The following is a 26,819-nucleotide window of genomic DNA, read 5'->3' as shown; positions in this document are numbered from 1 at the left end:
AGAGGATAACATGAAGGCAAATATGCTAAATATCGGCGCGAAAAGTAGCTGGGTACCCGGGTACCGGGAAGATCCCTTTCTTGCTTATAACTTTATCGTGGAAATTGACGGGATCTCCGTGGCCGGATTCTCTGAGGTCTCAGGTCTTAGCGTGGAGACACAGGTGGAGCGCAAAACCTTCGGTGGTGAGAATCATAAGGAATTTGTGTTCCTGGGACCGACCAAATACTCGGATCTGACGCTGAAAAACGGGGTCACGAATGATGAATATCTGTGGAACTGGTATCAGAATGTGGTCAATGGGGTCATCCGGCGGCGCAGCGGGTCCATCTGTCTCTTGGATCATTCCGGCACGCCCAAGGTGTGGTGGAACTTCATAGAAGCCTGTCCCATCAAATGGGAAGGGCCGGCGTTCAACGCCAGTAGCAGCGCGGTAGCCGTCGAGAGTCTGGTTCTGACTCATAACGGTCTGTACAGGTACCGGTAATGAGCCGGAGCATTCGGAGCACGGCGGCTCCTGCGAATCAGAAGCAGACCGAGTTCATTCAGTCGATTCTGGCAAAATACGGCCTGACTCGTTGGCGGAGCAAGCTGAAAGACCTGATCCTGCGGCACAATCCGCTATATGCTGCGGAACCGGAGACATTGCAGCGTACGGACCTGGTGACCAACCATATCCATCAGTCATTCTATTATCCGGCAGTAACGGGGAAGAACAATCCCGGACCGGCAAGCCGCATCCTGCTCATTACTCAAAGCAGGAGCACGGCTGGACTTAGCGCTCAATCTGCTTCTCCTGGTCAAGCTGAGGATCTACGGAGCGGGCTTCATTCAGCAGCCGGACGATTTGATTCGGTACAGGTGCTGCAAGAGAGAGTCTCGCAGCATAGAAACAATCAACATCAGCTAACAACGGAGTATCGCATTCGAAATACAGCGCTTCATCCGGCTGAACCTGTAGCTGCTCATCCAGCCGGAGCAAGACAGGTGCAAGTCTCTGCGCCGTCCGGGTTGTCTGTTCTGAAGCCGCAGCCTTTAGGCGTTACAGCCGAAAGAAGCGGTGGAGACCGGCAAAACAGAGGCGAACTGCCGACTGCTTCTGTCCTTCCAGGGCAGCAGGACAGGGTGACAGGTAGACCGGCACATACAGTCCATCACCAGCAGCAGCTGGTGCAGGTGATGCAGCTGCTGCGGACTTATGGCGTTAAGCAAGAAAGGGAGACCGGAGCGGAAGCGCAGCCCTTGTGGCAGAAGTCTGGGCATTCTGTACGGGCAAAATCATTGAAGCATGAACGGGAGACCGTCCCGGGCTCAGTCGGGACCGCTGTGGAAGCACAGCTTAAGACTCCCACCCTCAGCTTCAAGCCCGATAATCTGCTGCTTCCGCATTCCAGCGTAAATACCAGTCTTCAGCTCGGCTTAGGTCAGCAGCTGACGGCAACGCTTGAACAGCTGGAGAGCAGGCAGGAGCTTCTGAGCCCGCTGCTCTCAGCCGTTAGTACGGTTCATCAGAGGCAGCCGATGAAGTCATTGCAGCTGGCGCAGCCGCAGATCCTGCTGCCGCTTGGGGACGCGTCAGGTGCACCAGCTGCGGCCAGGCGGGCGGCTTCCGCGCGAATGGCCGCAGCCGGAGGCCGGTCAGCTCCAAGAGGGCCTGGGCCTGCGGCTCCGGTGGAGGCTGACCTGATCTACGCTGCGGACCGGACAGAGCTTCCGTCCGCCCCGCAGCGAAGGTCGCCGGGCAGCCAGCTTCTGAAGGCTGGCCCTGCTTATGAACCGGACCTTCAGCCTTCCGCCAGCCATAGCCGCCTGGTGCTGCGGAAGCCTGAAGCGCCCCGCGCGGCTCTGCCGGAGCCCATGCAGCAGCAGCTGGAGCGTGTGCTGCAGGAACAGGCGGCCCAGGCTCCGGCGCAGGCCTTCACCAAGGCCGTTCCGCCGCCGGCCATGAATGCAGCAGAGCTGAATCAGCTGGCTGAGCGGGTATATCAGGTGCTGGAGAAGAGAATGGCAATACGCAAGGATCGGAGGGGGCTAAGATAATGGCGGAGAAAGCGAAGATCATTCCTCTGGATTTGCCCGTGGGTGCCATTGAGGTGATGTTTAACCCCAATGAGTACACCGTTTCTTTTGAAGGCAAATATACCGGTGAGAAGAACAATAAGCAGTTCCAGATTACAGAGACACCGGAGTTCAAGGTCTCTTTGTTCTACGATACCTATGAGCAGCGCAAGGATGTCCGCAAGAAGACCCGGCAGCTGACCTCGCTGCTTGATCCCAAGGTCAGCGGCAAAAGCACGAAAAAACCGCCGGTCTGCATGTTCGTCTGGGGCGGCTTCACCTACCGCGGCCTGCTGAGCAAGATTGAGCAGAAGTTCACGATGTTCATGGATAACGGCACACCTGTCCGCTCGCTGCTGGATGTGACCTTCATTACAGATGAGCCGGACAAGTCGGTGGAGGACAGCCAGGGCCTGAATGCCTGCCGGAAGCTGTGGGTGGTCAAAAGCGGGGACCGGCTCGACCTCATTGCGAATGAGGCGCTGAAGGAGCCGCTGGCCTGGCGCAGAATTGCCGAGCTGAACAGGATCGTCAATCCGGTTGGCTTTCCTGGCAAAAACGATATCGGGAGAACTCTGGTTATCCCGGATTAAGGCGGGGATTGCATGGGCACCAGTGTAGCGAATTACAAAATCGAGCTGAACGGAAGCAAGCTGTCCGCTGAACTGACAGCGGCGGTGGAAGGCGTCACGCTGGAGGATGAGCTTAATCTGCCGGCGGTATTTTCCATCCAGATGAATATGGTGAATGCCGGAAGCGGCATGTGGCGGGGAACGGATCTGACGAGCCTTAAGCCGGGCGACCAGCTGAAACTCTCCCTTGGACTCGACCAGCCGGAGCCGATGATCAGCGGGGAGATTACCTCGCTGGATCTGAACTTTGCGGAGCATTCGGTGCTGGATATCCGCGGATATGATCTGCTGCACAGGCTGCGTATGGGGACAAGGAGCAAAGCTTTTCTGAAGAAGAAGGATAGTGACATTGCTGCGGAAATCGCCAAGGAGCATGGACTGACCCCTGTGGTGGAGGATACCGGAACGGTGTATCCCTACCTCTTCCAGAATAATCAGAGCAACTACGAATTTCTGCTGGAGCGGGCAGCCCTGCTCGATTATGAGCTGTTCGCGGCAGACAAGAAGCTGCATTTCGTCAAGTCGCGGTCTGTGAAGGCCCCGGTGCTGCCGGAGATGAGCTTCAAGAAGGATTTTGAACGGCTGAATCTGGAACTTAGGGCTCTTACCCGGGGTAGTAAAGTGACGCTTAAGGGCTGGGATGTGAAGGAGAAGAAGGAGCTTGAGGCCATCGCTAAGAGCGGGGAAGAGACGACCAGAATGGGCGGGAAGGAAGGCGGCTTCTCGATCAGCACCGCAGCGGTCGGGGAATCACCGATTGTCATTATGGCCGAGAATCTGCTGGATATGAACGAAGCCAAGGTGCTGGCTGCCGCCGCTTACAACAGCCGTCTGCGCGAATTCATTGCCGGGGAAGGCATGAGCTGGGGGAACCCGAAGCTCCGGGCGGGGCAGACTGTGAAGCTGATGGGTCTGGGCGAGCGCTTCAGCGGCATTTATTACATTGTAGCTACAGTTCACAAGATCGACAGCAAGGGCTATACCACGACGTTCAAGGTGAAGAGGACTGGCCTATGAGTGAAGGACCCGGAATTAGCAATTTTATGGACAGCATCATGAATGAGGGACGGATTTTCGGTGTAATGGTGGGGATTGTCATCAATAATGACTCGGCGAACCATGCGGATAAGCCTGGGCCCGGACGGGTGAAGGTGAAGATCCCGCTGATGGGGATGCCGGAATCCAACTGGGCGCGTATGGCGTCCTGGATGGCCGGGAAGGAGCGGGGAGCCTTTTGCCTGCCGGAGGTGGAGGATGAGGTACTGGTAGCCTTTGAGAACGGGGATGTCAACCGCCCTTATATCATTGGCTCCTTGTGGAATGGACAAGACCTGCCGCCGGAGACCAACAAGGACGGCAAGAATAATATCCGCCTGTTCAAATCCCGCAGCGGGCATGTTCTGCAGTTCGCCGACACCAAGGGGGAAGAGAGCATCACGCTTACCTCCGCCAAGGGCCACGTAATCAAGCTGGATGACAAGGGCGGCGCGGAGCAGATCCGGATTAGCGACAAATCAGGCAAGAACCGGATCATCCTGGATACCAAGGCTAACAAGGTATCGGTATCCGCCGGTGCGGATATTGAAATCTCGGCGGGAGGCAAGCTGTCCCTGTCCGCCAAATCCATTGAAATGAAATCATCGGCGGGCACTGCCATCGAAGCCTCGGCCGGGATGGAGGTCAAAGCCGCCGCCAGTATGACGATCAAAGGGGCTACGGTCAACATCAATTAGAGAGGGGGCTTCATTCATGGGACAGCCTGCAGCGAAAAAAGGCGACCGGATTCTGGCGACGGATACACATATCGTGATGCTTCCAGCCGGATCGGCTCTCGTTCCGACACCCTTGCCCCATCCCTTCACGGGAATCCTGGACGGTGCGCTGAGCACGAATGTCAAGATTATGGGGCAGCCGGCAGCCACCATGGATTCTACGGCCACGAATACGCCGGCCCATGTTCCGCAGGGAGGCCCGTTTCAGAAGCCTCCAACCAATAAGGGGACCATCAGCGCCGGAAGCACAACGGTATTTATCAACGGGAAAAAGGCTGCTAGAAACGGTGATCCGGCGCTGACCTGCAATGATCCGGCCGACCTACCGGCAGGGAAAGTGTCTGCTACGGGAACGGTCTTAATAGGAGGCTGAGAGATGGAAGTTGTAGATTTTTTGGGACGGGGCTGGACGTATCCGCTCGCTGTCCAGCGGGGCAGTCTCCGATCCTCCGGTGGAGAAGACTCCATCCGGGAATCGATCATTCTGATTCTGTCAACGGCCCGCGGCGAGCGGGTCATGCGGCCGGATTTCGGCTGCAGACTGAATGAGCTGGTGTTCTCGCCCAATACCATGAGCACCGCAACCTTGCTGCGAAGCTTCATTGAAGAAGCCTTGCAGAACTGGGAGCCGCGCATTGAAGTGGACGACATTACGGTCACCCCGCGCTCAGACCGCTCCGAGCTTGAGGTGTCCATTGACTATTCGATCAGGGCCAGCAACAGCAAATATAATCTGGTCTATCCATTCTTCCTTGAAAGCGTGGGGAAATAATGCCAAAGCAAATACCTATTATTGATAATCGGGATCAGGAACACCTGGTTCCCGAGCTACGACGTTTAATCTACCAATACTGCAGCCGGGAATGGACGGATGTGCCGGAGCTTGAGGCAGACAAGAAGGCAGATGCGCTGGTCCATATCTTCACCGGGATGATGGGCAAAGTGATCAGCCGGCTGAATCAGGCGCCTGCGAAGAACTTCACCTCCTTCCTGAATCTGATCGGCATTCATCCTACTCCGCCCCGTGCTGCCAAAGTTCCGCTGCTCTTCCGGCTGAAGCCGGATTCGGGCAGCTATAACACGGTTCCGGCCGGAACCCGGGTATCCGCCCAGCCGGAGCAGGGGGCGGAGGTGGTTTTTGAGACAGACAAGGATCTGACCGTCATTATGGCACAGCCGGTCCGGGCGGCGAGTCTCGATCCGGAGGAGGACCAGTGGAGCAATCAGGATGATCTGGTTGCCGGGGGACCTGCCGGCAGACCTGCCCGGCTGTTCAGGGGCGATTCGACAGTAGTCCACAGATTGTATCTGGGGCATACAGAGCTGTTAGGATTCCAGGAAGCGGGCAGCAGCTTATCGGTCTATTTCAACAAGCCTGATGCAGCTGCGCTGAGCAAGGCCGCGCCGGGGCAGGACAGAACCGGGGATCTGCTGAACCATATCGACTGGTTCTGTTTCGATGAAGAAGGGAATTCTGTGCAGCTGTATCCTTCCTCTATAGCCGAAGCGGAAGAGGAAGAGAATGCTCTGTGGAGGGCAGTGGTCCGGTTCGACCGGCTGACTGGCGTGCATACGAAGACGCTGGCGGGGTACGGATCGTCCGGGACGCTACGGGAATGGCCGGGCAAATGGATCTTCGCCGAGCTGAAGAAGCCTATAACCGCCGGAGTGCTAATGCCAGATATCGAAGATATCCGCCTGGAGCTTAACGTGGTTAGTCCGCAGCCGCTACCGCCGGATGTGACGGTGAATAACGGAAACCTGCTGGATATGGGCAAGGATTATTATCCGCTGGGGGACAAGCCCAGAATCAACGATACGTTCTATATCGCCTGCGGGGAGGCCTTCTCGAAGCCGGGTGCCCGGATTACGCTGAGGGTGGAGCTGTCGGAGCCGGAGATCAGCAAGCAGCCGGACACACCGTATGTGAGACTCGGCTGGGAATACTGGAACGGGCAGGAATGGCTTGCGATCACCAGTCTTGAGGAGAGGGCGGACGAAGGCGGTACAGCTTATGGCGGCGCTGCTCTCCGTGCGGTCAGTAGCCTTACTGCCAGCGGAACGCTGAGCTTCGTCTGTCCGGGTATCCGGCCGCTGACGCTGGGCGGTGAAGAGCAATACTGGGTCCGGGCCCGCATCACCGGCGGGAATTACGGCGAGGATGCGAAATACGAATATCAGGATGAAGAGGTCAAGCTGGGGGAGGGAAGCATTAATGTAGCCAAGCTCAAGGTGACCCAAGCGACTTACGCGCCGCCATCCATCCGTAAGCTCAGTATTGCCTACAGCTACACGCTGGAGGCGCATCCGCAGACCGTACTCACAGAGAATAACTTCAGCTTCGCCGACAGGTCGGCGGCCTGCCGGAACGAAGGCGAGTATTTCAAGCCCTTCTATCCGTGCGCTGAGACGGAGCCGACCTTCTATCTGGGCTTTGACCGTGATATCAGCGATCTGCCCGTGTCCCTCTTCTTCCCGCTAACCGGTGAACAGCTGGGACGTCCGGTGGTTGCGTGGGAGTATTGGGACGGCAGAAGATGGCTGACACTCAGCGTGAATGATGAGATCAGAGGCTTCACCCGCAGGGAGATTCTGCAGTTTGCCGTGCCGGGAGATATTGCGAAGCGGCCGCTGTTCGGTACGGAGCAGTACTGGATACGTGCCCGGCTGGATGAAGGCCGGTTCGAGATTGTCCCGCAGGTGGATGCCATTCTCGCTAACGCGGTCTGGGCCCGCAATTCCAATACCGTTGCAGGAGAGCTTTTGGGCTCCAGCAATGGTGAGGAGAATCAGATCGTTCAGTTGTCCAAAATACCCGTGCTGCCCGGTCAGCTTCTCAAGGTCCGGGAAGCCACCGGTCAGGGGGCATGGATACCGTGGGAGGAAGTAGATACATTCTCCGTATCCTCTTCAGATTCAAGGCACTATATGCTGGACAGAAGCACCGGAATGATCATGTTCGGGGATGGACGGAGCGGAATGATTCCGCCTATGGGCACTGACAACATCCTATGTGACTACAAGCATGGCGGCGGGGCGTCCGGGAATGTTGCCGCAGGCTCGGTATCGCGCATATGGGACAGCTACAGCTGGCTGGATTCCGTAACGAATCCGGTGGCAGCGGACGGCGGCTTTGATCAGGAGGAAGCAGAGAAGGCCGAGCTTCGCGGGCCGCATACGCTGAAGAGCTGGAACAGGGGCGTAACCGCTGAGGACATGGAATGGCTGGTGCGTGAAGCGATGCCCCAGATTGCCAAGGTGAAATGTCTCAGTGCTATGAACCGGGAGCTGGAATTCACCCCGGGTAGGGCTACCCTGATCGTGGTACCGGAGACAGACGATCCGAGGCCGGTGCCGAGCCAGGAATTGCGCGGTGAGATTGAAGCCTATCTGTGCGAACGGATCTCGGCCCCCCTGAACACCGCCGAGCCGGGGATTGAGGTCATTGGCCCGGACTATGTCCGCACGGCTGTGGAAGCAACCGTAGTATTTACCTCTCCAGACCAGCGGAAGGTAGCAGAGGGCAGGATCATCGATAACCTGAAGCAGTTCTTTCATCCGCTTAAGGGCGCAGACGGGAACACGGGCTGGGAGCTGGGACAGAACCTGTATGTCTCCGAGGTCTATGCCGTGATTAAGCAGACGCCGGGAGTTGACTATGTATCGGATGTGCTCGTCAAGGCTTCAGTGCAATGCTTCACGCTGAAGCTGGAGCCGCTTGAGAACGGGCCGTATAAGCCCCAGGCCGCCTATCCGAAATACAGCCTGGTCCGCTCTGAGGACAACGCGCTTCAATTTGCCCTTGCTGAGCCGGTGGATGCCGGGGATGAAGTGAAATCGCTGGTGCTCAGAGGATTCAAGGAGAACGGAATCATCAGGCTCCGCTACAGATCCCGGAAGCCGGTGGAGCTGATTGTTCTCTCCATTGACGGTGATATGCTCGAATGCCAGACCCTTGACGAAGAACCGCTTGCCGAGAGCTATCCTGAGGGCAGCGATCTGGAATTTGAACTCACGGATGATCTGACGGTCCGGACGTATATCCTCAATAGGCTGGATTCGGGGTTGGTAACCTTTGTGGTGAAGACCGCGGTATTCGAGGAGAAGGATATTGTCTTCCTGAGCCGGACGGATGAATACATCAATACCACGCCGCTCAAGATCCGCACCATCGGCAGCGGCAATATTCATCTGGAAGAGGATGAGCTGATCTGCGGCGGGCTGCATCTGGTGAACAAGCCGGAGGAGCATCCTTTTCCGTATCTTATGGATAAGCGTGCAGACCTGATTCATGATCTGACCGCAACCACGGCAGCGTGCGGGCTGGAGGATATCCGCATGGAAGAGCGGAGGTATCTGACGGGGCTGTCCGGTATACCGGACACAGTGGCGCGGTGTCCGTATTGTAATGCCTTGGAGCCGTAACTACAGAAAGGAGGAAGAACCTATGACGCTTCCAGTATTGAAGCTGGATGATCTTGGCTTTGACCAGCTTGTGGCTGACGCCACTGCGCTGATTCCGCTCTACGATCCGGAATGGACGAACTATAATCCCTCCGATCCCGGCATTACGCTGGTGGAGCTGTTCGCCTATTTCACGGAGATGGTCCTCTACAGGCTTGACCAGGTGACCGATGAGAGCAAGCAGCAATTCCTCAAGCTGCTGGGTATCACCCTGGAGGACGGAGAGGCATTGGCCAGCGGAATATCCCGCGGAGCGAAGCAGTTCTCCGAATGTTATAGGGCTGTGACGTCAGAAGATTACCAGCTGCTGGCGAGGCAGAGCCTGCTGGATATCCCGGGGATTCGGAGTACGTATCCCGACCTTGCGGTCCGAACGCTCTGTCTGATTAATACGGATATGGAGAACGGCACCGGGCGGAATAAAGAAGCCTTCGGGCATGTGTCGGTGGTTCTGGTGCTCCAGACTGCGAATCAGCAGGATCTGCGCAGAGACATGACGGAGATCAAGCAGCAGGTTAAGGCCTTCCTGGAGAAGAGCAAGCTGCTGACGACCCGTGTCCATGTCGTTGAGCCTGATTACCGGGACGTTGTGATCGAAATGACGGTTGCCGCCGGGAATCAGAGCATCGGGAGTATCGTGAACGATAGTATTGTACAGTTCCTGGACCCGGTTAACGGGGGAGAGCACGGACAGGGCTGGCTTCCTGGGAGGAAGCTGTACGCCTCGGATCTGTATCATCTGGTAGAGGGAATCGCCGGCATTGATCATGTCACCAGCGTGACTCTGGACTCGCCCGACCTGCTGCCATTCCAGTTATTTAAGCTGAAGGACCTGAAGATTGAGGTGGAAGCATGAGCAAGACAGACGGGTACAGTTATGTGGAGTATCTCCCCCGGGTGTTCCAGCAGAAATCGGGGGAGTCCGATGAACAGTTTTTTCTGGGACGGTTCCTGAAGGCCTTCGAAGCCATGCTCTCCGGCAATACGGGGACGGCAGGCGCGGAATCTGTGGGAATGGAGGCCTTGCTGGACGGATTGCATCAATACTTCGATCCGCAGACGGCTCCCTCACAGTTTCTGCCCTGGCTTGCAGGCTGGGTGGGCCTCCAGTTGGCCGAAGGCGTAGAGTATGACGGTGAGGAGGATAACCTGGAGCGCACGCTTGCCCCTACGCAGATTCTTCCGCTTGCGGACACACGCAGCACCGTTAACCGCAAGCTGATCAGCAGCATCGTCCAGCTCTACAAGAAACGCGGAACCCTGGGCGGTCTGGCCGAATATTTGCAGGTTCACGCCGGTGAAGAGGCGGCCATCCGTATCTATAGCTACGAGGAGCCTGTCCGTCTCGGTGATGCCCGGCGTATAGGCATCAATACGATGGTTGGGGCGGCCGAGCCGAGCTACTTCTCCGTCCATATCATCCTCCCGGCGTACAGCCGGAGCCTGCTGCAGCAGAAGGTGCGGAATCTGCAGGAGGTGATCCGGAAGGAGCGGCCCTTTTACACCAATTCCAGCTTGAATATTGAAGTCCCGTCTATGCGTCTGGGGGTCTATGGGCGTGTGGGGATGGAAACCTTAGTCGGGGGTATGACAGAGCAATAGAGATTATAGACCGGGAGGCAAGCGAATCATGGGAAAAGAATTAAGAAGAATGAGCTACTTTGACGGGCTCTTCCTGAACGCTGAGGATTATAAGCTCGATCAGGAGTTTCACTTGCGCCTGCAGCGGCTGCATAACCGTTATCTGCATACCTGGGGGATTGTCTGCGGGCTCAAGGTACTGCCCTCGGCGAAGCCGGGGGAATCCATGAAGGTGAGCATTGCGGAGGGGTTGGCCCTGAATCTGGTGCTGGTCAAGAACGGCGACAAGTATGAGAGCATCAGCCAGGAAATCCTGATCTATGAAGGACATCCGGATAATCCGGTCAACCTCTCCGAGTATAACGCCAATGAGAATATCTACATCTGGGTCAGCTACGAAGAGGTGGGGGCCGAACGCAGCATTGAGCGTGGTCAAGGGGAACAGATCCATATCTGGGAGCGGGGAAAAATCAGTCACGGAACCACTAAGCCTGAGGGTACCGATACGATCCTTCTGGCCCGGGTGGTTCCCCGCACAGAAGGGGCAGGCATTACCATCGACAGTACATGTATCTACGATTACGACAGTGATGCGGCCCGGACGCCCTTAAGAACCTATGCCGGTGCCGCCGGCAAAAAGCTGGTCACGGAGAAGCTGGTGATCCCGGTTCAGAGTGAAGACAGCATGGACAGCGCGGGGCTGAGTGAAGCCGTTCTGGCAGCGATGCCGTCTATGACTACACTGCAGGCCGGTAAAGTGCTGGAGATTAGAGCTCCCGAGACCCGCTTCACAGGGGCTATGAGTGTGGCCGGAGCGCTGACGATTGAGGGCGAGCTGATTCTGAAGAGCAAGGACAAGGCCCAGAGCGAGATGCGGATTATGAACAGCTTCGTTGAGGTGAACAGCCCCAACACGGATGATCCGAACTATGTATTTCCCGGTGCGCGTGATGGCGGCCTGGAAGTATACCGGGGCGACGGGGGCAAGCATGATGCACGGATTGTCTGGGTGGAGGAGGATAAATGCTTCAAGGCCGGGCTCGGCAACGATCTTAAGACCATTGCCTACGGCAATGAGTGGGACAGCCTGATCAAATCTGAATTCGCTGATCTGCTGCATCGGCACAGTAAGCTGTCTTCATCAGCAGGCCAAAGCTTCGGCTTCACCGGGGCGGGCAAGCTGTACAGTGATGCTGATCTTGCCCTGCAGGACGACAGAATCCTGCTGCTGAAAGGAACGAACCCGGACACGGTTGACCATTCGCATGGCCTGGGCTGGTTCGGAGCCGGGAAGCCCTTCGCTGCGGCAGAGGTGGATGGTCCGGTAGTATTCGGCGGCAGCGGCGGGGCCCTCGGAACCCGGACGGTTAACGCCGACGGCTCCCGCACAGACAAGCAGGCGCTCTCCTGGAATAAGAACGGCTATGTCGGCATCGGCCCGCAGAAGGTACTGGAGGATTCGCTGGATGTCGAGGGCAGCGTACGCCTGCTCAGCGGCCGGAACCCGCTCCGCTTCACCTCCGCTTGGACGGGCTTTCCCGACAAGCAGATGAACGGTGCGGAGATCTGTAACGATACTACAGATTACAAGGCGCTGATGATTGTCGGCAACAATTCTGCCGGGCAGAAGCGAAAGGTCGCCATCTGGGACCGGCTGGATGTGAACGGATTTCTGTATGTGAACGGGACAATGCAGGCCTCCCAGGAGATTATTCCAAGCACGGGGAACGGGGCGCACAGCGGTATTATATTCCCGGCCAATCCGGGCGGAGGCGGGTCGGATCAGGCGTGGATCAAGTACTATCCCCGTACAGGCGAGGATTGCACGCTGGAGATCGGCACCTCCAATGACAGGAGTGACCATATCTCCCTGATAGCATCCGGCAACGTGGGCATCGGAACGCTGGAGCCTGCCGATAAGCTGGATGTGGCAGGGGAACTGCGTATCCTGAGCGGCCAGAATCCGGTCCGCTTCACCTCTGGCTGGACAGGCTTCACGGGTCAATCGCCCAACCATGCCGAGATCAGTAACGATACTACGAACTACAATTCATTGATGATCGCGGGAAACGGGAAATCAGGAGTCCGCAGAGTCTCCATCTGGGATAACCTGGATGTGAATGGCTCCCTGCAGGTGAAGGGGGGCGCATATATTGGCGGCGACCTTGAGATCAAAGGCAGTATCAAGACAGAGGTGTTCAACTTCGCCGGCAAATTCAAAAAGCTGGATGTAGCTGAGGAATTCGCCGCCATTGTCCGCTGCGCTGATTTCTACATCGGTTATCCCGGACGCCGAGGGACTCCCGGCCGGGCGCTGGTCGACAATGGCAGCCATCTGGTGCTCAACTACGGCAACGACTGGTCCTATGCTTCTGTCCATAGCAGCCTGGAAGTGAGAAATGCCCTGATCCCCAGCGCAGGCAGTGGCAATAACGGGATTATCTTCCCGTCCGATCCCGGCGGCGGCAGCGGCGACTCGGCCTGGATCAAGTACTATCCGACCAGCGGGGAGAACTGCGTGCTGGACATCGGAGTCTCTAATGATGCCGGCGACCGCATCTATCTTCATGCCAGCGGCGGGGTCTATGCCAACGGCAGCATGTACTGGTGGTCTTCGCGCGAGCTGAAGGACAATATTGCCGACATTCCGGTCAAGGAAGCGAAGCAGCTGCTGGACGGGCTGAACCCGGTCTCTTTTAAATACAAAGGAGGCACCAAGCCAAAGACACTCGGCTTCATTGCGGAGGAAGTACCGGCTGTTCTGGCCGATCCGGATCAGCGGGCGATCAGCGGGATGGATATCATTGCTGTGCTGACCAGCGTGATGAAGGATCAGCAGAAAGCGATCACAAGAATGCAAAAACAAATCGACACCCTGCAGGGTGCCTAAACCTTAGGAGGATGAACTCATGAAAGAACAATTAGAAGCACGCATGAACGAACTGAAGGCAGAGCTTGAATCCGGGCGGCAGATGATCCAGGAGCTGGACGAGAAGCGTACCAATCTGGGATATACCTTAACACGCATCAGCGGGGCAATCCAGGTGCTTGAGGAGCTGGCTGCCGCAGAAGAGGAGTCCGTTCAGGCCTAAGCTAGCTGTAACTATGAAGAGCCGGGAGGAGTGGGATTGTGCCAAAGGATATGAAACGCATGAATTATTTCAACGGGCTGCTGCTGAAGGAAGAGGATCTGACGCTGGATCAGAATTACCATAAGCGTGTGCGGCAGCTGCACAACCGTCATTTTCATGATTGGGGAGTCGTGGATGGCCTTAAGGTCACCATGCGGGACGGGATAACCGTTGAGATCGCTCCGGGCTTTGCCCTCAACCGTGTCACCGACCCGGAGCAGAATGAGGAGATCAGCCAGGAAATTATGGTCAGTGACGCTCACCCGGATCGGGTGATTAATCTCTCCGGGTACAGCACTTCGGATCAGATCTATATTTCTATCAGCTATAAGGAAAAGCTGACGGATACAGATCTGCTCAAGGGAGGAGGCAACCCCATCCATGTGCTGGAGCAGGCGAACATTGATATAAGCTCCCGGAAGCCCGCAGATGTACACCAGAATATCCTGCTGGCCCGTGTGAATCTGAAGCATTCCCAGGATGGGTCCTTAACGATCGGCGGGATCTATGAGACGGATGTAGACGGGTCTCAGCTGGTGACCAGGGCGGCAGGCGGGACGGTACTTAAGGCAGATCAGATCATTATTGGCAAAGAGAAGAAGCCCGAGACGCCCTTCCTTAGCAATTCGGAGGAACTGGACGGTGAGGCAGGGAGCCGGCTCAATGTTCACGCTGCGCTGACGGAGTTCACTGGCGATATCAAGGCGGGAGCCATCAGCACTTATGGAGCGGTGGATATAGACGGCACGCTATCAGTAACCTCGGGCAGCGCAGCGGTGTTCAAGGTGAATGAGTCCGGCGATCTGGAGGTCTCCGGCGCGTCGACTATGGAGGGGCCCCTCTCCGCGAAGCAAGGGATTGAAGTCAGCGGAGGAATGGCGGTGCTGGACGTTCCCCAGGTTATCATCGGCGGAAGCAAGGTTACCCTGAATCAGAATGCCGCTGAAGAAGACCGGATGGGCCTTGAGATCCTGCGTAAGGATCATTCCAGTGCCAAGCTGCAATGGGATGAGAAGAATGAGAGCTGGATGATCGGAACCGAAGCGCTGGAGGGTGACAAGGCCAGCGGCATGTTCAAGGTTGCTTACGGAGCAGACTGGGAGCAGCTGCATCACGGCGCCAATGCGGACAGCCTGCATAGCCACAGCCAGCTGAATACTGCAGATGGCAAGCCGGCACTTCGTACGGACAATACAGGTACGGTCCTGGTTGACCGGGGGATGAGTGTGTCCGGCAAGCTTGTATCCCGGGAGGACGGTCTGGAGGTCTTCCGGGGAGCCACGCTGCCGAATGCCAAAATTGCCTGGAATGAAGAGGCGAAATCCTGGCAGACCGGCACAGCCAATGGGGATATGACCAATATCCCTGACGGGAAGCAGTGGGATGAGCTTACAGGCGGCAGCAGCAATGCGGATGCCCTGCATACCCACAGTCAGTTCCATAATGAGGACAAGAGCCTGCTTGCCCTGGAGATCGGTGCTGACGGCAATGTGAATGTCCCTCATGATCTGATGGTTGGCGAGACCCTCACGGTGAACAAGCTGATCGTCAGGGAAGAGGAGGTCGTGATCCGCAAAGTGGAGCAGGAGGTGGCAGACAGCTTCCTGACAGTGAATAAAGGGGAGAATCATGCTGTTCTAGGCAGCAAAGCAGGGCTGGATGTCTACCGGGGCAGCCAGAATCCCGCTGCGCGCGTGGAATGGAATGAAGCCGAACGCAAGTGGAGAATCGGCATTGAAGGCAGCATGTCCGACATTCCGTACGGGACCAAGTGGGACTCGCTGACGAACGGGACTGTGGCGGATGCGTCCCACAAGCACAGCACACTGAGCACACCGTCGGGCGGAACGGTTCTGTCGGCTGACGGGCAGGGAAAGCTGTCGGCATCCGGGAACATGGAGCTTGGCGGCACCCTGCTGGCCAAAGGCAGCGCCACTCTGAAATCCGACCTGAATGTGGGAGGATCGGCCACGATTGAAGGCAATCTGACGGTCAAGGGCACTACGACCTTCGTCAAAAAGGAAGATCTGGTGGTGGTCAGCAACCGGATTGAACTCAATAAATTCGAGGGGAACAGTTCCTCCCTGAAGCAGAGCAGTATTGAGGTCTACCGGGGCAAGCTGAACCCGAGCGCCAAGCTGCTCTGGGACGAGACGGATGGCAGATGGAAGCTGGGATTGGGCGACGAGCTGTCCAATATTGCTTACGGGAGCAATTGGGACGCATTGACCGGAGGCGTTAGCTCAGATGCTGATGGCCTGCACCGGCACAATTCCCTGAGCGATAGCGCGGGTAACACGGCTGTCCAGGTAACCGCAGATGGTGATATTGAAATGATCAATGATGCTGAGGTGCAGGGCACCCTTACTGTCAATAACGGGGCGGAAGTCAGCGGTGGTCTGGCGGTGACGGGCCTGGTTAAGGTAGATGGCAACCTAATCGTCAAAGGCACCACGACAACGCTTAACCGTGAGGATCTGGTCGTCACCAATAACGTCATTGAGATCAACAAATTCGCAGGGGATACCCCGCCAGCCACTGAGAGCGGTATTGAAGTGTTCCGGGGAGAAGCGCAGCCGCCTGCCAGAATGTTCTGGAACGAAAGCGAGCGGAAGTGGAAGGTGGGTATCGGGAATTCTCTGGAGAATGTCGCCAGCGGCAGCTCCTGGGACAAGCTGACACAGATGGCGAGTGCAGATGCTCTGCATCTCCATAGTCAGCTGTACAACCCGAAGAGCGACATCCTGGCACTCAGCGCCAGCGCCGAAGGGGATGTGAATGTTCACCATGACCTGACGGTGGGCGGTCATCTGACGGTAGCCGGAGATCTGGAAATCCGGGGAGCCTCCGCCAGAATCGCCTCAGATCAGCTGGACATCGGCAGTCCCTGGATTACTGTCAACAAGGATGCCGGTACGGTCAAGTCGCTTGCAGGTGGCGGACTTGAGGTCTATCGCGGCGCGGATGAGAATCCGGCTAAGCTTGCCTGGGATGAGGTCAAGTCCCAGTGGCAGCTTGCAACACCTACAGACAGTGCGGCATTGGTAGTGGATACATCAGGCAATGTCCAGGCCTCCGGCGCAGTGAAGGCTGCGGGTGCCACGATTACAGGAGCAGTGACTGCCGCCAGCGCGGCAATTGCCGGAACAGTGACGGTTGGAGACGGCATCGAGGTGCAGCAGGGAACCGAGACCAACGCGCAGATCAAGTGGGCCAAGGACCGCTGGAAGCTGGGTACTGCCGGCAGAACGGTACTCAGCCTGACCCGCAGCGGCAAGATGGGAGTGGGTACGGATAATCCTACCGAGGTGCTGGATGTGGCAGGCAAGGCGGTCTTCCGGACAGAGACAGAGGTCTCTGGAGCGGCTTCCTTCTCAGGTAAGCTGACCGCTCATAGTGATGCTGTATTTGAAGGGTCAGCTTCTTTTAACAAAGGGATTGATGCAGCTGGTGCTGTGATTAGTAAGGATGCAGTTATCTCCGGGAATGTTACTGCCGGAGGGTTTGAAGCTCCGCGCGGTTTGAACAAAGACGGAATTCTTCAGCCGAATGCCCGGATCTACTGGAATAATGAGCAGAATGCCTGGTTCTATGGCGATGGGGTCACCTTCTCTGAATTCGGAACAGGGAAGGGCGGCCAGAACAAGCTGTTCAATTCGCTCGGTAACACGATCGCCCTGTTCTCGGATGCGAAGGGGTATGTCGGCATCGGAACCACGGTTCCGCTGGCGCTGCTGGATGTTAGAGCAACTGGCGGAGACAGCTTGTTCAGTGTAACCAAAAACGGAGAGGTCGGCATCGGAACCTTAAGCCCTGACCCTAAGTCCAAGCTTGATGTTCAAGGGAATACAGTAATCCGCGGGGAGCTTAGCGCAGTCAGCGCCGCCATATCCAAAGATCTGACCGTGAACGGCAATCTGACGGTGAATGGCGACATTGTGACGATCAATGCGGCTACCCTTGAGGTAGAAGACAACATCATAAGAGTCAACAAATATGCTCCTCAGAGCACCCCGATTGTCCAAAATGCCGGTCTGGAGGTATTCCGCGGCGGGACCGTTCTTCCAGCCCAGCTTCTATGGGATGAGACCGCCGATGAGTGGCTGGCCGGAGTCTCGAATACCCTGAAGGCTATTGAGTTCAAGGGCCATACCCACCCCGAGTATGCTTCACTGTCGGGGGCCATCACTGTTGACGAAGGCAATGTCGGGATTGGCACGGATGCCCGGGCTGCTAAGCTGGAGGTCAAAGGGAATGCCGTTGTCAGCGGATCATTGACGGTTACAGAGGCTTCGCTAAGCGGCGGCTTGGCAGCAGCAAGTGCAAAGATCAGCGGCCTGGCTGCACTTAAGGATGTCACGGTCAGCGGAGCTTTCACCGCACAGGATGCCACGGTCAGCGGAGGCTTCACTGCACAGGACGCCACGGTCAGCGGAGACTTCACTGCACAGGACGCCACCGTCACCGGAAGTCTTACGCTAGGCCATGGGATTGCAGTGGACAGGGGAACGGATCAGAAGGCACAGCTGCTCTGGGATGAAGCCCAGGATGTCTGGACGGCGGGTATTGCAGGAAGCATGAAGCAGCTCTCTTACAGCGGCCATACGCACGAGGAGCTGTCGGAGCTGACCGGAGTGCTGAAGATCGCCTCCGGAAATGTCGGAATCGGCACCGCAGCGCCAACAGCCAAGCTTGAGGTGATCGGCAATGCGGCTGTGTCCGGCCGTATAACCGTTGCTGACGCGACAGTCAGCGGAACGTTAACGTCTAAGCGCGCCAACGTTAGCGGCGTATTAACGGCTACGGATGCCGAGGTAAGCGGAACGTTCTCCGCGAAGGACGCTGCAGTTACGGGCAGCCTGACTCTTAGCCAGGGGATCGATGTGGGCAGGGGCACAGGCGCCAAGGCGCAGATCGTATGGAACGAAGCACTGGCTGAATGGCAGCTGGGACTTGCGGGCAGCCTGAAGCAGCTCGCTTACAGCGGTCATACGCATCAGGAGCTTACGGATCTGAACGCTGTGGTGAAGGTGGCTTCCGGTAATATCGGGATAGGCACCGCCGCACCAGCCGCCAAGCTGGATGTGAACGGCAATGCCCTAGTATCCGGGAAGTTAACGGTCACTGACGCCGTTGTGAACGGTTCGTTAACCGCTAAGGACGCAATGCTGAGTGGCACAGCCGATGTGAAGGAGGCTACGGTCAGCGGAACGTTGAATGCAAAGAAAGCTGTAATCAACACCTTATTAACAGCAACGGATGCCGAAGTGATTGGATCGTTAACTGTTAAGGACGTCACAGTCAGCGGCGCGCTGTCAGTGAAGGACCTGACCCTCAGCGATACACTGAACGTGAAGGATGCCATGATCAGCGGAAGCCTGATGGTCACCCAGGGGATCGAGCTTGCCCGCGGCAAGGATAAGAAGGCACAGATTCTCTGGGATGCTGGCGCAAATGTATGGCAGGCGGGCATTGAGGGGAGTATGCTGAATCTGGTCACCCAGGATTCCGTCTATGATGAGCTGGTCCAGGTTGCAGGTGCATTAACGGTAGATTCCAGCAGCAATATCGGAATTGGCAAAGCTCCGGCCGATGATTACAAGCTGGATGTGGACGGCAATGTGAGGGCAACGAATTTCGCGCAGACCTCCTCCCGGACCTACAAGGAGAACATCGCCAGCCTGCCGGTGAAGAAGGCGCTGGAGCTGCTGAACAAGCTGAAGCCGGTGACCTTCAACTACAAGACAGAGAACGGCAAGAAGCAGAATATCGGCTTCATTGCCGAGGATGTGCCGCAGATTTTCTCCACTGCCGATCATAAGTCTGTAGTGCTGATGGACATCATCGGCGTACTGACCACGGTAGTCCAGAAGCAGCAGAAGGAAGCTCAAGACATGCGCAAGCAGGTCAATGAACTTAAGGTTCAGGTCACGGCCTTGGCAGGCGCTTAATTGCAATAAATCCTCAGTGTATAAGGTGAAAAAGCAGCTCCTGCAGCGAATATGCCGCAGGAGCTGCTTTAGGTTACCAGGGGCCTCTTAAGGGAGCTTTGAATTACGGCTGCCAGTAAAGTTCAATCCGCATCGTTCATGTAATGTCTGCTAATCGCACAGGCCAATTCCTGAATCTGCTCCTTCAGCTCCACCGGCTCCAGAATACGAATGGAAGTACCGAAGCTTAACAGATACTTGGGCAGGTACTTGTTCATGGACGGAACATCGAGCAGGAACCGCGCCTCCCGGTCGGTCCGTTCCGTCAGATAGTGCCGCAGATGCCAATTGCTGCACAGCTTGTTCAGCGTATCAGGCTCCCCTTCGATGCGGATCACGACTAGAAGGGCGTTTTCCTCATGTTCCGGCTCCAGCTGGCTGCGGAAATAGGCAGATACCGAGAAGGGCTCCGGCTTAGGGAAGCGGGCTTCCGTTAATGCAAGATTGACAATACGGTCCACACGATAGGTCCGCATGGCCTGTGCCCGGTGACAGAATCCAACCATATACCATTCCGAACGGTCGTAAGCCAGACCATACGGATCGACTTCGCGCTCTTCATCCTGTGCAGCATTCTCTTTCCGGTAGGTGAGGTGAATGGTCTGTCCCGCCTTCACTGCCAGCTCCAGCTCCCGCAGCAAAGGGACGACAGACGGCGGACGGGACGGGGCAATGACATCGAGGCCGCTGGTTAGCAGCGACAAGTCATGGCGCTGTTCTTCGTGCAATCCATTCTCCACCTTCTTGAGGGCGCTCTCCAGCTCCTTCGCATATGGATAACCTGCGCCTACCGCGAATTTATAAGCATCTACCAGTGCCCTCAGCTCTAGCGTGTTGAAGAACAGGGGCGTCTCACTGAAGCTCTCCAGAATATGGACTCCGCCGTCATGTCCGGATTCGGCAACCACCGGGACGCCGCTGGCGCCAAGCGCGTCGATATACCGGTACACGGTACGGACGCTGATCTCCAGACTGTCTGCAATCTGTGCGGCAGTGAGTTTTTTGCCGGACCGCAGCATCCATAGCATAGCCAGCATATTATCCCATTTTGCCATTTGAAGCTCTCTCCCAGGTCCGCTTTTCATCCAACTGATGAATTGCGGGCTTTTTTTCTCAGTCTACCATGTAATATTCTGCTGTTCCATCCGCTTTATGCTATGATGTGGAATATGGTATTTTCTGAGAGAGGAGGGGGCACTTTATGATCACTTTTAAAAAAATAATGCAGATTATTGGTCTTAGCGTTCTGGTCACGGGTGTTGCTCATTCCCCGGCCCCGACTGCCGCAGCTTCCGGTTCCACCCAATCCGCCCAATTACCCGCGATTCATATCTATCTGAATAACTCGCCGATCACTACCTCCGCAGGGGGAGCCACACTGATGAATGGTACCGTGATGCTCTCACTGGACAAGCTATATGTCAGCGGGGCTACAATTAGTTATGATGAACATACGAGGATGATCACCATTAACAACCTGTTCACGACAGGCAGCATGAAGATCGGCAGCCGGATTGCCACTGTGAACGGGAAGCAGATCACCTATTCCGCTGCCTTCCAGCAGGTGAATATGCAGCTATACATACCTTTGCGGTTCGTTAATGATGCCATTGGCGGCACAATGGACTGGAATGCCAATAAACGTGAAGCGTTCATCAGCTATCCTCTATAAGGAATTCGGAATTGATCCGTTGGATATCGGTTAGGCGGGGTTTGCTGGAGGCGTAAAGGGGAAAATATAGAAGAAAGATACATGAACAAGCTCCTGTGTGCATCGCAGGGGTTTGTTTTTGTATGTGTTCAACTTCTTATTGATATTTAATTTTAATAAAATAATAATTATGTTGAAATAATATTTCAGTAATGGTATTCTGCATTTAGAGAGCGATTTCATAAACGGAAAAGGATGATGGAAATCATGTTAGAGCATTTGACAACGGAGACCCGCAATAAGAAGACCATGAACCTGGATGAGTTAACACCGCTTGAGCTTCTGGAAGTGATGAATGAAGAAGATCACAAGGTCGCACAAGCTGTGAAACAAGTCATTCCGCAGATTGCCGAAGCTGTGGAAGTGATTACAATGGCGATCAGACAAGGTGGACGCTTAATTTATATGGGGGCTGGAACAAGCGGACGTATCGGCCTGCTGGATGCTGTTGAATGTCCGCCAACCTTTGGAACAGCACCTGAGGAGGTCATCGGGCTAATTGCCGGGGGAGAGAGAGCTTTTATCAAAGCCGTCGAAGGTGCGGAGGACAATGAACAATTAGGGGTGCAGGATCTACAGGATATTAAGCTGACAGCCAAAGATGTTGTCGTCGGCATTGCCGCCAGCGGACGCACACCCTATGTGATCGGCGGATTAGAATATGCGAATTCTATTGGAACACCCACTGTAGCTGTGAGCTGCAACAAAGATTCAGCGATTGGCAGAATTGCCGGGATTGCGATTGAAGTCGTAAACGGACCGGAAGTGTTAACCGGGTCAACACGTTTGAAGGCGGGGAGTTCGCAGAAATTAATCTGCAATATGCTTTCCACCGCTTCGATGATTCGTACGGGCAAAGTATATGGAAATTTAATGGTGGATGTACAGCTGACCAATGAAAAGCTTGTAGAACGTGCCAAACGGATTGTGATGGATGCGACAGAGTGTGACGCTGAAACGGCAGAGCGTGTTCTGAAGCAGGCAGATCAGAAGCCGAAGATTGCCATTGTGATGATTCTTGCGGGGCTAACTAAGGAAGAAGCTGTGCAGCGGCTGGAAGCATCACAAGGCTTCGTCCGTCAGGCGATTCAATAATACGATAAGAAGAAGGGGGCTACAACATGAGTAAATATCATGATTTAGCGGTCAACATATTAGGGGCCATCGGCGGCCGTGCAAATGTATCCGAGTACACCCATTGCATGACTCGTCTTCGTGTAACCGTTGTGGACCGCAGCCGGATCGCTGAAGCGGACTTGAAGCAAATCGACGGGGTTCTGGGAGTAGTGGATGATGAAACCTATCAAGTCATTCTCGGACCGGGAATCGTAACCAAAGTCGCTGAAGAATTCGGTAAAGTGTTGGAAGCAAGCAGTCCTGAGGGCGATCCGTCAACTTCGGCTGAACAATTACAGGCCAAAGGCGCACAAATGAAAGCGCAGCTAAAAAAGAAGAATGATACGCCGTTCAAAAACTTTTTGCGGAAGATCGGAAATATATTCATACCGCTTATCCCTGCATTCGTTGGAGCCGGATTAATTGCCGGTATTGGCTCCATTCTGACGAACAATATGACAGCGGGTAATTTAGACACAGCAACCTGGCAGCAATATGTGACGATCTTAAATGTCATCAAAAATGCGATTTTCAGTTACCTGGTGATTTATGTCGGTATTAACGCTGCCAAAGAATTCGGAGCTACGCCTGCTCTCGGGGGAGTAATTGGCGGGGTAACGCTGTTAACAGGAGTAACAGCGGACCTGACCATTACTAATATATTTACGGGTACACCTCTGACACCGGGTCAAGGCGGGGTTATTGGCGTTCTCATCGCTGTATGGATTCTGTCCATCGTGGAGAGATATTTGCGTAAAGTGATTCCTGATGCGGTTGATATTATCGTTACCCCTACAATTGCCTTGCTGGCCGTAGGACTGATTACAATCTTTTTCATCATGCCGTTCGCCGGATTCATCTCCAGTAATCTAATCGGAGCGATTAACTGGACGTTAGAAGTGGGCGGAGCATTCTCAGGCTTTGTATTAGGAACAGCGTTCCTACCGCTGGTTATGTTAGGGCTGCATCAGGTGTTGACGCCGATTCACATTGAGATGATCAATGATTCAGGAATGACGCTGCTGCTTCCGATGCTGGCTATGGCCGGGGCAGGCCAGGTTGGGGCTTCCATCGCCTTATGGATTCGCTGCAAGAAGAATAAATCATTGACGAACATGATTAAAGGCGCTCTTCCGGTGGGGATTCTGGGAATCGGCGAGCCCTTGATTTACGGGGTTACTTTACCGCTGGGCCGTCCGTTTGTTACAGCTTGTATTGGCGGCGGGATTGGTGGTGCGGTCATCGGTTTATTCGGCAACGTTGGAGCCATTGCTATTGGTCCTTCCGGGGTTGCGTTAATTCCCTTGATTGCGAATGGATTATGGCTGAAATACGTCATAGGCTTAATTGCAGCATACGCTGGCGGATTCATTGCCACTTATCTGTTCGGTACACCCAAAGAGGCTATGGCAGAACAGGATTAAGCGACTCTGAGATATTGAGGTGATTCCAGTGCTCGGAATTTCAATTTTTGCGGCGGACCGCACGTTAGAAGACAATGTGAAGTATATGGAACACATGAAGGCTGCAGGCTGTACCGAAATATTCACCTCTCTTCATATGCCGGAGGATGAGTTCGGAGCATTGAAGGAGAAGCTGCTGGAGATCGCAAAGGCTGCCCGGCGGTTAGGAATGGACCTGATGGCAGATATTTCCGGAAAAGCATTGGAGAAATTTTCATTTCCCTTTCTGTTGGATGCTGGTGTTACAGGTTTGCGGATGGATTTTGGATTTAGCGCCGATGAAATTGCAGCCTACTCACAACAACTGAAAATTGCCTTAAATGCCAGCACCTTAACCCCAGAGTTCTTGACTGACTTAAAAGAGCATCATATTTGTCTTGAGAACATTGAAGCCTGGCATAATTATTACCCCCGCCCGGAGACAGGTCTGGATAAAGAATCGTTCATAGCGAAGAACAGGTGGCTGCAAGCCGAAGGGATTACGACGATGGCCTTTATTCCGGGAGACGGGCTGAAGAGAAAACCGTTATTTCAAAGTCTGCCTACCTTAGAGAAGCACCGGAATCAAGCTTCTTTTCTGGCCTACCTGGAATTAGAGCAAGATTGTGCCGTGGACAAAATTTTCGTTGGCGATTTAACCCTCTCAGAAGGGTCTCAGATTCAATTTCAGCGGTATGAGGAAGGGGTTATTCCTTTGCGGGTAACCCAAGAATTACCTTATGCCTTATGGGATAAGGTCCACCGGAACCGCTTGGACGCTGCCCGTGATGTGATTCGCTCTGAGAGTGCACGGACAGATCAGGAACGTTATGGAATAAGCCCAAGTATTGCGCCCATGCATACGAACGAGCGGCCCAGAGGGACGATTACCGTCGATAATTATTTGTATGGCCGTTATGAACATGAGCTACAGATCACACTAAGAGATCTGCCGGCACATGAAGCGGTTAATGTGATTGGTCATGTGATAGAAGAGGACCTTCCTCTATTGGACTACGTCAGACAAGGCGGAAGGCGGTTTAGCTTCACGGCTGCTACTTAATGATTACTCCCTTCTATTTTGTTACAATAAGGAGAATAGACTGAGGAGAGGAGTTTAGAACTTGGCAGCAGGAAGTATGATTTCTCAAATTGAACTGGTCTTAAATGAACTGCCGGAATCGGAAAAAAAAGTAGCGGAGTACATTCTTGCCAATGCTAAAGAAGTGATGCATATGAGCATACATGAGTTAGCGGCTAAAGCGGAGGCGAGCAGTGCGGCGGTTGTCCGTTTTTGCCGGTCGCTGGGCATCGAGGGCTTCCCCGCGCTCAAAATCCGGTTATCCGCTGAAGTAGAGAACACGAGTTATGTCGGCTACTTTGATGTTGAATCTAATGAGACGGTGCATTCTATCATTGATAAAATGTTGTCCAATACCATATTGACCTTTCAGAATACGGCCAGTCAACTGGACGCGCATTCGATTGAGCAGGCCGTGAGCCTGTTACAGCAGGCAGAGGTTATTTATGTGTATGGGATAGGGGCGTCTTTCATTATTGCAGAGGATGCGGCACAGAAATGGCTGCGGCTCGGCAAGAACGTATATGCTATTTCTGACCGTCATTTATTGGCGGCAGCTATGGCTACGAAATCAGAGAATGCTGTCTTCTGGGGGATTTCGTATAGCGGGGAAACGGGCGAGGTCATTCAATTAACCAAGCGGGCCAAGGAGCATGGGATCAGAACAATCAGCCTTACCCGACCTGGAAATAACAAGCTTTCCCAGCTGGCGGATGTTTCTTTATTTACATCACGTGCCCCGGAAGCCACACTTCGCAGTGCGGCAACCAGCTCAAGATTCGCCCAATTATTTGTGCTTGATATTGTCTTTAGCGTATATGCTTCTGCCCAGCATGATTTAACTGTGGAGCAGCTGGCGAAGACAAGGCAGATGATTGAAGTTTTGAATGATTAATGTTGAACCAGATGAATACCTCTATGAAATAGCAAATAGAAAGGGAGTGTCCGCCATAGGATGCTCCCATATTTTATTTTCTCAACGCATTGATCTCCTGCTCTGTTAATCCAGTGGCCTTAACAATGGTCATTATGTCCAGATTCAAGTCAAGCATATTCTTCGCTACTTCCTTTATACCTTCCTTTATGCCTTCTTTCATACCTGCCAATTTAGCACTTCCCAGCATAGAGGCCTCATCATGCAAATACTTCTGTCTCGCTTCATACAATCGTCTGGCCTCTGAATCCTGACTCAGATATTGCAAGGTATCCATCGCCTTCTCCAGTCCCGGCTCATTCATCTTCAGCACCTCCCAGTGTGATGTATCGGCACCCTTCAGGAACAACAGCCAATTGATTAGTCCACCTCCAGATGGAACACTACGTTCATCTAGCTTCGGTAATTCCAAGAAATGAACCTCGATGTCGTCAATCAAGGATATCCCTGTCCGGTCTTCCCGCAGATGAAATACGTTATGATATTGCTCATTTTTCAAGAACGAATAATTCAAAATATTGATCGTTACGCATTTCTTCAACTCTGGATACTTCTCTCCCTCACTCAATTGACTCGCATAACGTTTGCTCCAATAAAAAAGCGTTCTTTTCTCTATGTCGTACTTATTAAACAGCTGCATCTCTATATCAATCAGTTTACCATCTGACGTCCTGGCATAAACATCAAAGATGGATTGTTTATCCAATGGATCGTCTTTATCCGTATATGGATTCATTAAAATAATCTCAGTCAACGGCGGCTCGCCAGCTTCGGTAAAAATGCGGTTAAGAAATGCCAACAGTACATCCTTGTTGTTCTCGCTGCCAAATATCCGTTTGAATACAAAATCCACACGCGGGTCCAGTAATTCCATCGGCCATCAACTCCATTCAATATTATTATATCA

General features: G+C 54.4%; 20 protein-coding genes. 18 read left to right on the top strand and 2 right to left on the bottom strand.

The annotated features are described in order from the left end of the window. Positions 1-10: 10 nt before the first annotated feature. Genes MKY86_RS18060 through MKY86_RS18000 form a run of 13 tightly spaced genes read left to right on the top strand, consistent with a single transcriptional unit; the run spans position 11 to position 19,589 of the window. A complete protein-coding gene (locus MKY86_RS18060; RefSeq protein WP_036733355.1) occupies positions 11-487 on the top strand; it encodes a phage tail protein in 477 nt (158 codons plus the stop codon). Then, on the top strand, positions 487-2,040 hold the full coding sequence (locus MKY86_RS18055) for a hypothetical protein (protein WP_076083192.1): 1,554 nt from the start codon (positions 487-489) through the stop codon (positions 2,038-2,040). Before MKY86_RS18060 ends, MKY86_RS18055 begins: the two co-directional genes overlap by 1 nt. Next, the gene (locus MKY86_RS18050; RefSeq protein WP_036733360.1) at positions 2,040-2,651 is read left to right on the top strand and encodes a CIS tube protein; all 612 of its coding nucleotides are present in this window, start codon (positions 2,040-2,042) and stop codon (positions 2,649-2,651) included. The genes MKY86_RS18055 and MKY86_RS18050 overlap by 1 nt, the downstream gene beginning before the upstream one ends. Positions 2,652-2,663: 12 nt before the next feature. Then, positions 2,664-3,707, top strand: coding sequence for a phage late control D family protein (locus MKY86_RS18045; protein ID WP_076083195.1), 1,044 nt, complete (start codon positions 2,664-2,666; stop codon positions 3,705-3,707). Beyond that, a complete protein-coding gene (locus MKY86_RS18040; RefSeq protein WP_076083198.1) occupies positions 3,704-4,423 on the top strand; it encodes a phage baseplate assembly protein V in 720 nt (239 codons plus the stop codon). The genes MKY86_RS18045 and MKY86_RS18040 overlap by 4 nt, the downstream gene beginning before the upstream one ends. A 16-nt stretch (positions 4,424-4,439) precedes the next feature. Then, positions 4,440-4,835, top strand: coding sequence for a PAAR domain-containing protein (locus MKY86_RS18035; RefSeq protein ID WP_076083201.1), 396 nt, complete (start codon positions 4,440-4,442; stop codon positions 4,833-4,835). Positions 4,836-4,838: 3 nt separating this feature from the next. Next, positions 4,839-5,234: a GPW/gp25 family protein gene (locus MKY86_RS18030; protein ID WP_036733369.1), complete on the top strand. Its 396-nt coding sequence runs from the start codon at positions 4,839-4,841 to the stop codon at positions 5,232-5,234. After that, positions 5,234-8,887: a putative baseplate assembly protein gene (locus MKY86_RS18025; protein ID WP_076083205.1), complete on the top strand. Its 3,654-nt coding sequence runs from the start codon at positions 5,234-5,236 to the stop codon at positions 8,885-8,887. The genes MKY86_RS18030 and MKY86_RS18025 overlap by 1 nt, the downstream gene beginning before the upstream one ends. 22 nt (positions 8,888-8,909) lie before the next feature. Then, positions 8,910-9,782 carry a hypothetical protein gene (locus MKY86_RS18020; protein ID WP_076083208.1) on the top strand — a complete coding sequence of 291 codons (873 nt, stop codon included), beginning with the start codon at positions 8,910-8,912 and terminating at the stop codon, positions 9,780-9,782. Further along, positions 9,779-10,528: a phage tail protein gene (locus tag MKY86_RS18015; RefSeq protein WP_076083230.1), complete on the top strand. Its 750-nt coding sequence runs from the start codon at positions 9,779-9,781 to the stop codon at positions 10,526-10,528. Before MKY86_RS18020 ends, MKY86_RS18015 begins: the two co-directional genes overlap by 4 nt. A gap of 28 nt (positions 10,529-10,556) precedes the next feature. Beyond that, positions 10,557-13,397 carry a tail fiber domain-containing protein gene (locus MKY86_RS18010; protein WP_076083233.1) on the top strand — a complete coding sequence of 947 codons (2,841 nt, stop codon included), beginning with the start codon at positions 10,557-10,559 and terminating at the stop codon, positions 13,395-13,397. 19 nt (positions 13,398-13,416) lie between these two features. Next, positions 13,417-13,599 (top strand): hypothetical protein, encoded by a 183-nt coding sequence (locus tag MKY86_RS18005; protein ID WP_036701070.1) that lies wholly within the window; start codon positions 13,417-13,419, stop codon positions 13,597-13,599. A gap of 38 nt (positions 13,600-13,637) precedes the next feature. Beyond that, complete coding sequence (locus tag MKY86_RS18000; protein ID WP_076083256.1) at positions 13,638-19,589, top strand: tail fiber domain-containing protein; 5,952 nt, start codon at positions 13,638-13,640, stop codon at positions 19,587-19,589. Between the two features lie 122 nt (positions 19,590-19,711). Here MKY86_RS18000 and MKY86_RS17995 read toward each other — a convergent pair whose 3' ends face one another. After that, on the bottom strand, positions 19,712-20,683 hold the full coding sequence (locus tag MKY86_RS17995) for a helix-turn-helix transcriptional regulator (protein WP_076083261.1): 972 nt from the start codon (positions 20,681-20,683) through the stop codon (positions 19,712-19,714). Positions 20,684-20,829: 146 nt separating this feature from the next. On the opposite strand from MKY86_RS17995, the gene MKY86_RS17990 reads away from it, so the two are divergent. From MKY86_RS17990 to MKY86_RS17970, 5 genes are all read left to right on the top strand, one after another. Then, complete coding sequence (locus tag MKY86_RS17990; RefSeq protein ID WP_076083264.1) at positions 20,830-21,300, top strand: copper amine oxidase N-terminal domain-containing protein; 471 nt, start codon at positions 20,830-20,832, stop codon at positions 21,298-21,300. A 246-nt stretch (positions 21,301-21,546) separates the two neighbouring features. Then, entirely contained in the window at positions 21,547-22,434 is an 888-nt protein-coding gene (gene murQ / locus MKY86_RS17985) for an N-acetylmuramic acid 6-phosphate etherase (protein ID WP_036733394.1), read from the top strand. A 26-nt stretch (positions 22,435-22,460) separates the two neighbouring features. Further along, positions 22,461-23,879: a PTS transporter subunit EIIC gene (locus MKY86_RS17980; RefSeq protein WP_036733397.1), complete on the top strand. Its 1,419-nt coding sequence runs from the start codon at positions 22,461-22,463 to the stop codon at positions 23,877-23,879. 19 nt (positions 23,880-23,898) lie between these two features. Continuing rightward, the gene (locus MKY86_RS17975) at positions 23,899-24,960 is read left to right on the top strand and encodes a DUF871 domain-containing protein (RefSeq protein ID WP_340827303.1); all 1,062 of its coding nucleotides are present in this window, start codon (positions 23,899-23,901) and stop codon (positions 24,958-24,960) included. Positions 24,961-25,021: 61 nt separating this feature from the next. Beyond that, positions 25,022-25,873 carry a MurR/RpiR family transcriptional regulator gene (locus MKY86_RS17970; protein WP_076083270.1) on the top strand — a complete coding sequence of 284 codons (852 nt, stop codon included), beginning with the start codon at positions 25,022-25,024 and terminating at the stop codon, positions 25,871-25,873. Positions 25,874-25,946: 73 nt separating this feature from the next. Here MKY86_RS17970 and MKY86_RS17965 read toward each other — a convergent pair whose 3' ends face one another. Beyond that, a complete protein-coding gene (locus MKY86_RS17965; RefSeq protein WP_076083273.1) occupies positions 25,947-26,786 on the bottom strand; it encodes an Rpn family recombination-promoting nuclease/putative transposase in 840 nt (279 codons plus the stop codon). Positions 26,787-26,819: the final 33 nt, after the last annotated feature.

The sequence above is a fragment of the Paenibacillus sp. FSL R7-0333 genome, from assembly GCF_038000365.1.
In the GTDB taxonomy this organism is placed as follows: Bacteria; Bacillota; Bacilli; order Paenibacillales; family Paenibacillaceae; genus Paenibacillus_AQ; species Paenibacillus_AQ silagei.
This window is presented reverse-complemented; position numbering and strand designations above follow the sequence as displayed.

Excerpts from the sequence above, each read along its gene's own strand:
- MKY86_RS18060 (WP_036733355.1), top strand. The coding sequence starts at position 11 with ATGAAGGCAAATATGCTAAATATCGGCGCGAAAAGTAGCTGGGTACCC.
- MKY86_RS18055 (WP_076083192.1), top strand. The coding sequence starts at position 487 with ATGAGCCGGAGCATTCGGAGCACGGCGGCTCCTGCGAATCAGAAGCAG.
- MKY86_RS18050 (WP_036733360.1), top strand. The coding sequence starts at position 2,040 with ATGGCGGAGAAAGCGAAGATCATTCCTCTGGATTTGCCCGTGGGTGCC.
- MKY86_RS18045 (WP_076083195.1), top strand. The coding sequence starts at position 2,664 with ATGGGCACCAGTGTAGCGAATTACAAAATCGAGCTGAACGGAAGCAAG.
- MKY86_RS18040 (WP_076083198.1), top strand. The coding sequence starts at position 3,704 with ATGAGTGAAGGACCCGGAATTAGCAATTTTATGGACAGCATCATGAAT.
- MKY86_RS18035 (WP_076083201.1), top strand. The coding sequence starts at position 4,440 with ATGGGACAGCCTGCAGCGAAAAAAGGCGACCGGATTCTGGCGACGGAT.
- MKY86_RS18030 (WP_036733369.1), top strand. The coding sequence starts at position 4,839 with ATGGAAGTTGTAGATTTTTTGGGACGGGGCTGGACGTATCCGCTCGCT.
- MKY86_RS18025 (WP_076083205.1), top strand. The coding sequence starts at position 5,234 with ATGCCAAAGCAAATACCTATTATTGATAATCGGGATCAGGAACACCTG.
- MKY86_RS18020 (WP_076083208.1), top strand. The coding sequence starts at position 8,910 with ATGACGCTTCCAGTATTGAAGCTGGATGATCTTGGCTTTGACCAGCTT.
- MKY86_RS18015 (WP_076083230.1), top strand. The coding sequence starts at position 9,779 with ATGAGCAAGACAGACGGGTACAGTTATGTGGAGTATCTCCCCCGGGTG.
- MKY86_RS18010 (WP_076083233.1), top strand. The coding sequence starts at position 10,557 with ATGGGAAAAGAATTAAGAAGAATGAGCTACTTTGACGGGCTCTTCCTG.
- MKY86_RS18005 (WP_036701070.1), top strand. The coding sequence starts at position 13,417 with ATGAAAGAACAATTAGAAGCACGCATGAACGAACTGAAGGCAGAGCTT.
- MKY86_RS17995 (WP_076083261.1), bottom strand. The coding sequence starts at position 20,683 with ATGGCAAAATGGGATAATATGCTGGCTATGCTATGGATGCTGCGGTCC.
- MKY86_RS17990 (WP_076083264.1), top strand. The coding sequence starts at position 20,830 with ATGATCACTTTTAAAAAAATAATGCAGATTATTGGTCTTAGCGTTCTG.
- murQ (WP_036733394.1), top strand. The coding sequence starts at position 21,547 with ATGTTAGAGCATTTGACAACGGAGACCCGCAATAAGAAGACCATGAAC.
- MKY86_RS17980 (WP_036733397.1), top strand. The coding sequence starts at position 22,461 with ATGAGTAAATATCATGATTTAGCGGTCAACATATTAGGGGCCATCGGC.
- MKY86_RS17965 (WP_076083273.1), bottom strand. The coding sequence starts at position 26,786 with ATGGAATTACTGGACCCGCGTGTGGATTTTGTATTCAAACGGATATTT.